12 protein-coding genes are annotated in these 10,821 nt (G+C 71.5%); 5 read left to right on the top strand and 7 right to left on the bottom strand.

Annotated features, from left to right (window positions below):
- The first annotated feature begins 330 nt into the window (after positions 1–330).
- Positions 331–1,203: a class I SAM-dependent methyltransferase gene (locus VG869_10370; GenBank protein HEV3451600.1), complete on the top strand. Its 873-nt coding sequence runs from the start codon at positions 331–333 to the stop codon at positions 1,201–1,203.
- A gap of 72 nt (positions 1,204–1,275) precedes the next feature.
- Positions 1,276–2,031: a class I SAM-dependent methyltransferase gene (locus VG869_10365; GenBank protein ID HEV3451599.1), complete on the top strand. Its 756-nt coding sequence runs from the start codon at positions 1,276–1,278 to the stop codon at positions 2,029–2,031.
- A gap of 142 nt (positions 2,032–2,173) precedes the next feature.
- Here VG869_10365 and VG869_10360 read toward each other — a convergent pair whose 3' ends face one another.
- From VG869_10360 to VG869_10345, 4 genes are all read right to left on the bottom strand, one after another.
- On the bottom strand, positions 2,174–2,668 hold the full coding sequence (locus tag VG869_10360) for a DUF664 domain-containing protein (GenBank protein HEV3451598.1): 495 nt from the start codon (positions 2,666–2,668) through the stop codon (positions 2,174–2,176).
- Between the two features lie 86 nt (positions 2,669–2,754).
- Complete coding sequence (locus VG869_10355; protein ID HEV3451597.1) at positions 2,755–2,931, bottom strand: hypothetical protein; 177 nt, start codon at positions 2,929–2,931, stop codon at positions 2,755–2,757.
- The gene (locus tag VG869_10350; protein ID HEV3451596.1) at positions 2,925–3,068 is read right to left on the bottom strand and encodes a hypothetical protein; all 144 of its coding nucleotides are present in this window, start codon (positions 3,066–3,068) and stop codon (positions 2,925–2,927) included. Before VG869_10350 ends, VG869_10355 begins: the two co-directional genes overlap by 7 nt.
- Entirely contained in the window at positions 3,065–4,456 is a 1,392-nt protein-coding gene (locus tag VG869_10345; protein HEV3451595.1) for a hypothetical protein, read from the bottom strand. Before VG869_10345 ends, VG869_10350 begins: the two co-directional genes overlap by 4 nt.
- Positions 4,457–4,693: 237 nt before the next feature.
- Between VG869_10345 and VG869_10340 the strand changes: the two genes are divergently transcribed.
- On the top strand, positions 4,694–5,770 hold the full coding sequence (locus VG869_10340) for a DUF2332 domain-containing protein (protein ID HEV3451594.1): 1,077 nt from the start codon (positions 4,694–4,696) through the stop codon (positions 5,768–5,770).
- 14 nt (positions 5,771–5,784) lie between these two features.
- On the opposite strand, the gene VG869_10335 is transcribed toward VG869_10340, so the two are convergent.
- Positions 5,785–7,179: an MBL fold metallo-hydrolase gene (locus VG869_10335; protein HEV3451593.1), complete on the bottom strand. Its 1,395-nt coding sequence runs from the start codon at positions 7,177–7,179 to the stop codon at positions 5,785–5,787.
- A 267-nt stretch (positions 7,180–7,446) separates the two neighbouring features.
- Between VG869_10335 and VG869_10330 the strand changes: the two genes are divergently transcribed.
- Entirely contained in the window at positions 7,447–7,695 is a 249-nt protein-coding gene (locus VG869_10330) for a hypothetical protein (GenBank protein HEV3451592.1), read from the top strand.
- A 165-nt stretch (positions 7,696–7,860) separates the two neighbouring features.
- Here VG869_10330 and VG869_10325 read toward each other — a convergent pair whose 3' ends face one another.
- Together VG869_10325 and VG869_10320 are read right to left on the bottom strand one after the other, a co-directional pair.
- Positions 7,861–8,277, bottom strand: a complete 417-nt coding sequence (locus tag VG869_10325; protein ID HEV3451591.1) for a hypothetical protein — start codon at positions 8,275–8,277, stop codon at positions 7,861–7,863.
- A 139-nt stretch (positions 8,278–8,416) separates the two neighbouring features.
- Positions 8,417–9,640 carry an anthranilate synthase component I family protein gene (locus tag VG869_10320; protein HEV3451590.1) on the bottom strand — a complete coding sequence of 408 codons (1,224 nt, stop codon included), beginning with the start codon at positions 9,638–9,640 and terminating at the stop codon, positions 8,417–8,419.
- A gap of 164 nt (positions 9,641–9,804) precedes the next feature.
- Here VG869_10320 and VG869_10315 point away from each other — a divergent pair, with 164 nt between their 5' ends.
- Positions 9,805–10,713 carry a hypothetical protein gene (locus VG869_10315; GenBank protein HEV3451589.1) on the top strand — a complete coding sequence of 303 codons (909 nt, stop codon included), beginning with the start codon at positions 9,805–9,807 and terminating at the stop codon, positions 10,711–10,713.
- Positions 10,714–10,821: the final 108 nt, after the last annotated feature.

Here is a 10,821-nt window from a genome sequence, read left to right as displayed (position 1 = left end):
GTGCGGGAGTCGATCGACGGCGCCACGATGTACGAGCTCATGGCGGCGGCCGAGGGCTGGCCCGCCACCGACTGGCTCCGGCCCTGGAAGGCCCCGTCGTAACCGCTCGGCCCTCGACCCGAGTCGGGAGCGTGGCGCGGGCCCGCGGACGACGACGGAGCGTCACCCCGAGGTCGCGGACGCAAACGCTGGCACCCTGGTTGGGTCGCCGGGCGATAGCGTCGACCGGTCTCCCCCACGCCCACGACGCGTCGGACATTTCAAAGGTCCCAGCGCGCGTGCTGATCGCGGCCGACGCTCGTCCGTGGCTCCCGCTACGTTCATCGTGTCGTGGACACGGATCGGTGGGAGTGGGACGACACTCTGTACGCGGGCAGCGCGGCCTTCTACGTGCGGGGTCGGATGTCGTATCCACCCGAGCTGCGCGTCGCCCTTCGGGACGAGCTCCACCTGGACGGCACCGGGAGGCTGCTCGATGTTGGATGCGGGCCCGGGTCGGCGACCCTGTTGCTCGCGGATCTGTTCAGTGAGGTCGTCGGCGTCGACGCCGACGCCGAGATGCTCGTCGAGGCCGGCCGGGAGTCGGAGCGTCGCGCGTGCGAGAACGCCACGTGGGTGCACCGGCGGGCCGAGGAGCTCCCCGCCGGGTTGGGAGCCTTCCGCGTCGTCGTGTTCGCCCAGTCGTTCCACTGGATGGACCGCCCCCGGGTCGCCGAGACCGTCCGCGCCATGCTCGAACCGGGCGGGTCGTTGGTGCATGTGGGCGCGACGACACACCGAGGGGTGCCCGGAGGCGACCCGCTGCCCGCACCCAGACCACCCCACGACCAGATCGCCGATCTGGTTCGTCGCTACCTCGGTCCCGTCCGACGGGCGGGGAGGGGCCGGCTCAGCTCGGACACACCGTCGGACGAGGACGAGATCCTGGCCGCGGCGGGCTTTCGTGGGCCACGACGGGTCGACGTCGGAGGCGGGCGGATCGTCGAGCGGTCCGAAGACGACATCGTGGCGTCGGTGCACTCGCTGTCGAGTGCTACGCCGCATCTGTTCGGCGACCGCCTCGAGGCCTTCGACGCGGAGCTCCGCCAGCTTCTGCGGCGGGTCGCGCCGGCCGGCCGGTTCTGCGAGCGGACCCGCGAGATCACGCTGGCCATGTGGGACCCGTCGTCGACGTCGACCTCGTCGCAGGACTCACGCCGTTGATGGCCGCCCGGGCGCGGCGTGCCGAACCGCTGGCGTCCAGCGTCACGAGTGCGGCGTAGGCTCGACCGCTCGATGCCGGCACCCGTCGATTGGGACGCCGTCCAGGCCGAACAGGTCGAGTACTACCGTGCCCGCGCCCCCGAGTATGACGAGTCGTGGACCCGGCGGGGTGACTACGACTTCGGCTCTGCGTTCAACGAGCTGTGGTTCGCTGAGGTCGGACGGATCGACGCCGCGTTGGAGGACTTCGGACCCATCGGGCGGGTGCTGGAGCTGGCGGCGGGCACCGGGATGTGGACCGAGCGGCTCGGCCGCTCGGCGGCGTCGATCACGGCGCTCGACGTCTCGCCCGAGATGCTCGCGATCAACCGCCGGCGGCTCACGGGCTCGACGGTTCCCGTCCGCCATGTGGAGGCGGATCTGTTCGGATGGACGCCTGACGGTCGCTACGACGTCATCAGCTTCGCCTTCTGGCTGACGCACGTTCCGCCGCCGCGCTTCGAGGAGTTCTGGAGCTTCGTGACGTCGGCGTTGGCTCCGCAGGGTCGGGTCTTCTTCGCTGACAGCGCGATTCCGCGTGCGGAGCTCCCGGTGCTGGGCCGTCGCTTCGGGTTCCGCGGCCATGCCGTCGAAGGCGTCCACAGCCTCACCGACCTTGACCGTGGCGTCAGCGTCCGTCAGGTGCGGGACGGCCGCCGGTTCCAGACCGTGAAGGTGTACTGGGAGCCCGACGAACTGCAAGAACGGCTCCGGAGCCTGGGCTGGGACATCGAGGTGCGCGCCACGGAGTGGGCGTTCGTCTACGGCCACGGGGGCAGACGGATCTGACGGACCGCGCACGCCGAGGCCGGCACGGCCACGGGGGTCGAGCGACACCCCGGCGCCGGTCCGCCGCCGGCCGTCCGTGTTGCAGGGCGGCGGTCGTGGGCCGGAATCGGCTCGCCAGGCCGCGCACCCGTGGTCGGTGGGCTCAGACGCGAATGGCCCAGGGAGCGAGGAGGACGTCGCGGCAGCTCTCCATCTGGCCTCGGTGCTGGGCCAGCTCCTCATAGACGTGGAGCAGGACGCCACCTTGGGTCCTTGTGAGCGGGAGGTCAGCGTCTTCCGGGCACCGGCGAAGGTGAGCAGCGAGAGGAAGTGCGAGCGGCGGAGCGAACGGGTCGAAGCCCGCGAGGTCGTCCTCGAGCTGTCCGCGAGCCCGGCGGGTCTGCCGGACGAGGGCCGGGACCGTTCCGGTCGCTCGGAACTCGGCGGCGCGGTCGCGTTCGATGTGGCGGCCAGCGATCAGGGAGCCGACCCAGTATTCCATCACCCCGAGACAATGGGTGAGGACGGCGAACGGAGCGTTGCTGTCTGGCACGTCGAGGCGACGGTTCGCGAGGTCGTCCCCGAGCTCGGCGACGATCGTCACCATCCCGTTGAGCGCGTCGTCCACGAACGAGAGGTAATCGCCGACCGAGATCATTGCCCCATGCTGTTGGCCGGCGGCGCCCGGGGCAAGCGCGCCCAGGTCGCCTCCGACGGCGCCGTCGCCCGAGGCCTCGCGGCGCCTCACGCCTCCAAGTGCTGGACGAGGAAGCGGCGCTTGGCGCGGCGGTAGGTGGTCATCTCCGAGCTCCAGTTCTGTGGCTGGTGGATGTCGTAGCGCTCACTCACGAACGCCACGGCGGCAGCGAACTCGCGTGCCGGGACGCGCACGTTGATGCCCACGTCGCCCTTGGTCAGCAACTCTCGGAACGCGCTCGCCCCATGTCCTCGATGGCGGCGTCCGGAAGGGCGGTCCGCAGGTGGCGCTCGGCCTCGGCGAACACGCGCCGCGCCAGCGGCTGGAACCGCTCGCTGGGCTCGAAGTGCACACGCGTCATTCGGCCCTCGTCGTTCGAGTGGGCTTGGCCGGTTCCAGCGGGCCGACACCGGTGTGGAGGTGCTCATCGGCGAAGCGGAAGAAGTCGCAGGCGACCGGGGCGACGGACGCCCCGATCTCGGTCCGGGCCGCGTTGAGGGTCAGGCGGACGAAGCCTCCGATCGCCGACGGGCCCGCCCCGACCCAGCCGTCGGGCGGCTCCTCGTCACTCGCCCAGCGGTATCCCCCGGGCCCCCGGGCCACGGCCTGGTTCTCGATAGGAGCGAGCGGCGCTGGGACTGCCCGCCAGGTGCCGCCGCCGCGCTGACGGTCGGCTCGTCGCACCACGAGTCGTTCGAGCTCGCGGGGCCGGTAGTCGAGGTCGACGCCGGCGCTCACGGCGTCGCACAGCAGCGGGAGCGGCAACCCCGGGAGACCTCGCGCCAGGACGCTCATCCCTGCTCCTTGGCGCGGGTTGAGCTCGGTGGGCTGAAAGCCGTGCTCGGTCATGACACCGTCGACCGTGAAGGCACCTCGGAAGTCGGCGACCTCGCGCAGGTGCCCGCCCGCCCGACGGGCGAGGGCGCGCATGTGGTCGCGGTCCTGAGGCAGGGGGTCCCAATACGACGCGGCCCCGGCATAGAACAGCCGGCTCGGGTGGACCTGGCTCCGCAGCGTGACCATCTCGACCGGCCTGAGCGCGGCGACATAGTCGGGGAAGACGACACCATGAATGCTGCACGGGATGCCCTCGAGAAAGGGCATGACCCGCACGCGGTCCGCGTGCGCTTCGACGAAGGCGAGCGCCTCATCGACATCGCGTCGGGTTCGGATCCAGCGGGCCCCGTCGGCACCGCCGTGAATGCCGTCTCGCGTGTCGGCCACCCACACCGTCCCCAGGCCAGCCTCGAGGCGCTCGGCGGCCGCGACCAGGGCATCGCGCCGCGCCGGCACGACCTCGGAAGGCATCCGGGCGATGCCGGCACGGTCCCAGAACTCGTCGATCACCGTCTTGTCCTCGAGGGCGACCCATCGCGGCTCGCGGTGGCCCAGGCACGGTCGACCAGCCACCTCCGAGAGGTCGTTCAAGAGCGATCCGAGGACGATGGCCGAGCGGTCCGGGTCGTAGTCATCGAGCGCGGCGCGCGCGTGCGCCGGCAAGTCGACGAGGAGGGCCTGACCCGATCGGATCGCCTCCATGAAGCTTGTCGTCGGGGTCGGGTCGAGCGCGAGCCACTCGGCTTCATCCGGCCTCGGCAGGGGCCCGGTCCCCACCCCCTGCGTACCGAGGATGAACGGGCGCTGGGCACCCAGCGTGTGAACGAGCCTCGCCTTCGCAAGCAGGCCGGCGACCGGCTCCCCGGTCAGGATCACCCGCCGGCGCGCGAAGACCGGACGCAGGAGGTCCACCCAATATCGATCATCGGGAGGCGCCGCGTCAGTCTTCGCCGGTGCGTCCGGACCGAGGGCCATTCGAGCATTCTCATCCTGACCGGCGCTCACGGCGCGCGAATTCTCCGCAGCTCCGTTGCCTCGACGACCGTCGCGGCGACTGGCCACAATGGCGTGTCGACGACGGCGGGCCGAACGGCGCCGCCGACGGGTGCTGACCGCGGTGTGACGGTCCTCAACAGCGACGGTGGGAACATGGAACACCAGGCCGAGCTCGTGGCCACGCTCCAGCTGCAGGGTGTCGGCTGCTCCGCGCTCGGCTCGCCCTTCTATCGGGCCCTCTGCGACGAGCTGGTCCTCGATGTCGAGCGTGACAGCCCCGCGGCGCAGGTGCTGGCTCCGTTTGCGGCGGCCCCGTTCGAGGCCGCGTACGTGCTCCGCCTCCTGGCTGGCGTGCACCGGCTGGTTCTCGGCGGCCACGCGCCGGCCCTCGCCCAGCACTATCCGTCGGTCGGCGGCGACGGCGACGCCCAGCGCGCCATGACGGTGATGCGGGAGCTGTTGGCCGAGCCTCCCGGCGAGGTCCTCGACGCGCTCAGCCGTCCCCCGCAGACCAACGAGGTCGGTCGATCGGTGGCCCTGGCCTCGGGGCTGCTCGCAGTCGCCAGCCAGGTCGGACTGCCCCTCCGGATCCGGGAGGTCGGTGCGAGCGCGGGACTGAACCTGCGCCTCGACTCGTATTGGTACGAGCAGGGCGGCCGAGGCTGGGGCGACGAGGCGTCACCCGTGCGCTTCGTCGATCTGTGGGAGGACCGAGCCCCACCGTTCGAGCACGGAGCTGACATCGTCGATCGCCGCGGCTGTGACCGCAATCCGATCGACGTCACCACCGACGATGGTGCGCTGACGTTGCTGTCCTACGTGTGGCCGCAGCCGGCCGAGCGCTTCGCGCGGGCACGCGCCGCGATCACGATGGCGCACGCCAACCCCGCCGTCGTCGACCGAGCCGACATCGACGCCTGGCTTCCCCAGCAGCTCGCCGAGCCCCGGCCGGGCACTGCGGTCGTCGTCTTTCACTCGGTGGTGTGGCAGTACCTCGACGACCCCACCCGAGCCGCGATGCACAGGGAGCTGCAAGCGGCCGGCCGGGACGCGAGCCGGGACGCGCCACTGGCGTGGCTGCGTCTCGAACCTCGCCCCAAGACCTACGCACCGGCCGAGCTCCGACTCACGGTCTGGGACGGCGGTGCCGAGGACCCTCCCGAACGGCTCTTGGCGACCACGGGTTTTCATGGAGGCCCGATCGCGTGGCTCCCCGATGGGCGCGGCTAGCGCTCCGTCTCGCCTTACCGAGGCCGGGGGCGCACGCCGAGTCGCTCCAGCTGGTGGTCCACCTCGTGCTTGGCCGAGAGCTCGGATCCTTCGGCCACGTGGAGGAGGTAGTACATGAGCAGGTCAGGCAGCGGCCCGGCATCGAGCCGCACCTCGTCGCCTCGACGGGAGACGCGAATCGCGGCTCCCGTGCGCCTCGAGCAGGCCCGGATCGAGAAGAAGCTGCGGCTGTGCGTGGCCCATCCGGCGAGCGCCGACGCCGTGATCCGGTGCACGAGGTCCGACTCGGGCCCGGCACCGCGACCGTCGGCCCACCGGGGCGGGTCGGCGGCGAAGTCGAACCGGTACCAGCAGATGCTGTCGTCCGGAAACACGGTGTCGACGCGGTACGTCACCCTGCGGGCGAGGTACTGGTCGAGGAGGCGACGATCGGCCGTGCTGCTGGTGGTCAGGAAGTCGCCGATCCCCCGGACGATGACGTCGCGTGTCGTCGCCTCGAGTTCGGAGTCTGGGTAGCCGTCGGGGTTGGTGTCCCGCAGCGGCGGGACGGTCGCGGTCGGGTCGAACGCGATCAGGTCGGTGTCGTCGACCTCGGTGCGAGCGGCCGGCGATGCGTCGGGCCGGTGCTCGATACGGCCCCCGTCGAGTTCGACGGCGTCGCCAGGGTTCATGATCACCGTCGCGATCTCGGGGGCCAACGCGTGGAGGTCCCGCACGAATCGCTGCCGCGAGATCGGGAACAGGAAGGCGTTCAGCCATTCGTGGGCTCCGCAGAATCGGAAGCCCGCAGAGGCCGGGACGGCGACCCGGGGCGAGACCTCGACGACCGCCTGGAGGTTCCGGCGGTGGGTGTCCGCGGGGAAGGTGGTGCTGAGACTCTCGAAAAACTCGAAGTTCTGACTCGCGTACATCGCGAAGAGGAGATCGGGGGATGCGTATCGCCGCCGAATCGCCGCGATCGTCTCGCTCGAGAGCGGGGTGTCGACCTGGTTCCAGAAGGTGGCAGTCCGATCGCGGAACACGCAGCCGAACTCGGGGATGGACGTGAGCTCGGAGCGGGTGGGGAAGAGCTCGAAGCCGTCACCAAGGACCGGTGCCATCGGGTGGACGGGGTGGACGGCGTGGAACCCCAGCTCCTTCAGCGCGTAGACGATCAGCGGGTCGGCGGGACAGATGGCGTCGACGCCGCGGTCGATCCTCGCCAGCGACTGCAGGTCGAAGTGGTCGGGATGGCGGTGCGAGATCACGAGGATGTCGACCGGCGGCAGACGGTCGACGTCGATCGTCCGCCTCGGACACGACACGACGGTGCCCTCCTCGAACGGGTCGCCGAGCACCGGGTCCATCAGACACGTCGCGCCCTCGAGCTCGACGAGCACCGTGGCATGTCCGAGCAGCGTGACTCGCATCGCACGACACCTCCGACCTGCCGCCACTGTTCCCGGTCGGCGCCGGGCACTCAACCCCACCACGGCGGCGAGGCCCCTTCGAAGGCCATCGGCGGCCCGCCCGGAGCCGTTCGTCGCGGCGTGACTTGCCTCGATCCCCCGGCCCCGAGGACTGGTCGGTTCGGGTCGGCGCGCCGTCCGGGGCGCTCATCGCCTCGGGTCGAATCGGCCACCACCCACCGCTCGGACGGGGCCGGCGCCCGCCACCGCTTGCAATAGCGTTGCCCCATGGTCGAAGCGCCCGTGGGCGACCGGCTCGTTCGTGCCCTCTCGGATCTCGAGGCGGTCACCCGCGAAGTGACGGTCGACGACGCTCTCGCCGGGCTCGACGAAGCCACCCTCGAGGTGTTCTGGCGAGACTGGCCTTCGCTTCGCGGTTGGGCGGAGACCCTGTGGCAGCGACTCAACGACGATCTGGCCACACCCGCGAGCCCCGTGACCGACCCCGATCTCGACGAGGTCGGAGACGGGGGTTAGCGCACGCTCGCGGCGGGGGACCGGGTCACACGGCCTCGGCCCAGCGTCCGCACGCCCGGGGCGACCGGACTCGGAGCGGCGCGACCGACTCCGGCTTGGTGACCCCTCGGAAGCGCGGAGCCGCTTCCCCTCGACGCAGGCGCGGCGTCTGACCCGCGCTCGGGCTCAGTTGCCGAAGATCGAGTTGATCATCGAGTCGGCGATGCCGAATCCCGCGCCCATCCCCACGCCGGTCGTCATGGCCTGGCCGAAGCCTCCACCCATGAAGCGGGACAACATGCCTCCGCCCTGCGCCTGGGGCGCCGCAGCTTGCACCGGCGCCGCGGCCTGTGCCGGCGGGGCCTGCTGCATGGTGTTCACCGCGAACCCGTGCAGCGCTTGCAGCAGGGCCTGCACCTGGAGCTGCTCCTGCTGGATCTGCAGTGCGATGCCCTTGAGGTCCAGGATCCACTCCTTCGCCTGGTCGTTGCCCGAGTCTCCAGCCGTCTGCAGCTTGCCCGCGAAGCCCTGAATCGCCTGGGTCAGCTGCTGGGACTCCTGCTGCAGCTGCTGATACTCCTGATCGACGGTCTCGACGTCCAAGATGATGCTCCTCCTCCGAGCGGTGTCGTCCCAACCTACCGTCACTCCGATCCGCACCGAGCGCAGGTGGGCCGGACGGGGCGCCGACGACCGTGACGGAGTGACGCCACGCCCCCAGGCCGTGACGATCGTCGACGGGTCAGGCCGTCCGAGGACCCGGCTGGCGGGAGCCGAGCAGCGGCGCGGCTCGCCTCGCTGGACCGCGTCGAGAAGAGCTGGTGCGATCCGGGACGAGCCGTGCGAGGCGGGCGACCTTGAGCTGGGTTTCCCGCCACTCCTGGGTCGGGTCGGAGTCGGCGACGATCCCCGCGCCGGTGCCGAGGTGGGTCTGACCGTCGGCGATGGTGAAGGTTCGGATCGCCACCGCGAGATCGCCCTGGTCGCGCTCGGTGTCGATCCAGCCGATGGCCCCGCAATAGACGCCGCGGCGGCAGGCCTCGAGGTCCTCGATCGCCTGGAGGACGCGAGGCTTCGGTGCGCCCGTCACGGAGGCGGGCGGAAACGCCGCTCGAATCACGTCGCTCGGACCCAGATCGGCCCGACGTCGCCCACGAACGGTGCTCACGAGGTGGTAGAGACCGGGATGCCGCTCCACGGCGCACAGCGCCGGCACGTGAACGCTCCCAAACTCACAGCAGCGACCGAGATCGTTGCGAGCGAGGTCGACGATCATGACGTTCTCCGCCCGATCCTTGGCGCTTGCTCGGAGCCCCGCGGCGGCAGTTGCGGTTCCCTTGATCGGTCGGGTCTCGAGCTGCGTCGCGCGCCACGACAGGAAACGCTCCGGTGACGCCGAGACGAGGGCGATCGGGGAGCCGTCGCGTCGCGGCAGCACCAGGACCGACTCGTGGGGAGCGGGGTTGGCGCATCGGACCGACGCCGAGAGGCTGATCGGATCCGGTGCGCCGGGCCACGTGATGCGCCGGGTCAGGTTGACCTGGTAGCAGTCGCCCGCTTCGATGAGCTCGATGATCTCCCGAACCCCTTCTTCATAGGCGGGTCGGGACGAGCTCGACGTCGGCCGGCCGCAGGGTTCGACCGAGGTCGGCGGGCGCGCCGAGTCGACGAGTGACTGCAGGCGGCGGCGCGCGGGGCGGGAGCCCTCGACTCGCAGGCCGTCCGGCCCGACCAGGGCGCGTGCGTCGTATCGGGCCAGGAGCAGGTTCGGGAGATCGACGTCCTCGGCGAGACGCGGCGAGACCGGCTCGACGGCGCGGCCGAGGTCGTACGCGAGATAGCCGGCCCACCAGCCCGGGGTGAGCCGTTCGAGGGTCTCGAAGGCCGCGTGCCCCGATGCGGCCACCACCTCGACGGGCTCCGCGGCGACGACGAGCCGCCCCCCGGTGCGAAACGCGACGGGCATCGCTCGAGCGGAGGGGAGCGGCCACGGCGACATCAGTGCCGCACGCTAGGCGGACGTGGAGCTCGGACCAGGCTCCATTTCGCTCGCCTGGTGATCGGGGTCACTGCTGAACGTCGCGTCGCGGGCCGTCGCCCCGTCGCGGGGGCGGCATACGATGACCGGCGATGCGAGACGTTCAGGTCAGCGTCCGGGCCCGGGCTCTGGCCGCCGCGCTCGAGCCGGTCGCGGGGCAGGTGTACTTCTCTCCCGAGTGCCACGCGGGATACGCGGCGCTCGGCTTCGGGGCCAGCCCGGGCCGGGCTGGTGACGTCGCGCTGCCCGACGGTCCGGCGTACTTCTGCAGCCGAGGCTCGGTCATGGGACAGGTATCCGGGGAGCTGATCGCGGCCGCCTTCGCAGTGTTCAACCCGGCGGCGGTGGTGCCCGCGGTCACCCACGGGTGGTCCCTGACCGATGCGGCGACGATCGGCGCCGTCCGCACCGCGGGGGCCACCGGTCAGCTGGTCCGCGTCCTCGGTGAGCGCCCCGAGGGAATCGAGGAAGCGACCGCACTGCTGGCGCGGGCGAACGAGCGGCTGCCCCCCGAGGGACGGCCCCTCTACGCCGGGCTGCTGTCCCTGGGCCTGCCGGGAACCCCGATGGGAGACCTCTGGCGGCTCGCCGACCGTCTGCGGGAGTACCGAGGGGACGCGCACACGGCGGCGTGGACCGCGGCCGGCTTCCACGCGGCCGAGATCGGCCTGCTGACCGAGCTGTACTGGGGGCTGCCCACGCGCTCCTACGTCCGCACACGGGCGTGGACCGACACCGAGCTCGACGACGCCGAGGGCGCGCTCGTCGAGCTGGGGCTGCTGGCCGGGGGCGCCCTGACCGAGGCCGGACGGACGGCGCGCGAGGGCATCGAGCAGGCCACCGATCGCCAGTGCCGACCCATCCTCGAGTCCCTCGGCGAGGGCTTCGACACCCTCGTGGGGATGCTCCTGCCCTGGGGTGCGGCCATCCGCGGCGCCGGCGGCTATCTCCCATCGGGCCCGCACGACCTGGCCACGGCCGCCGCCCCGAGTTCGCCCTGAGTCGTCCCGCCGGGGTCGGACCGGCCTCGCCGTTCCTCGAGCGGGCGCGACGTCGGGCCGCTGAGGCACCGAGTTGGGTGCACCTACGATGCGGCCGACGGAACCACC

Source organism: Acidimicrobiia bacterium (assembly GCA_035948415.1).
Lineage (GTDB): Bacteria > Actinomycetota > Acidimicrobiia > IMCC26256 > PALSA-555 > PALSA-555.
The sequence above is the reverse complement of the archived record's forward strand: the minus strand, read 5'-3'. Positions and strand labels throughout refer to the sequence as shown.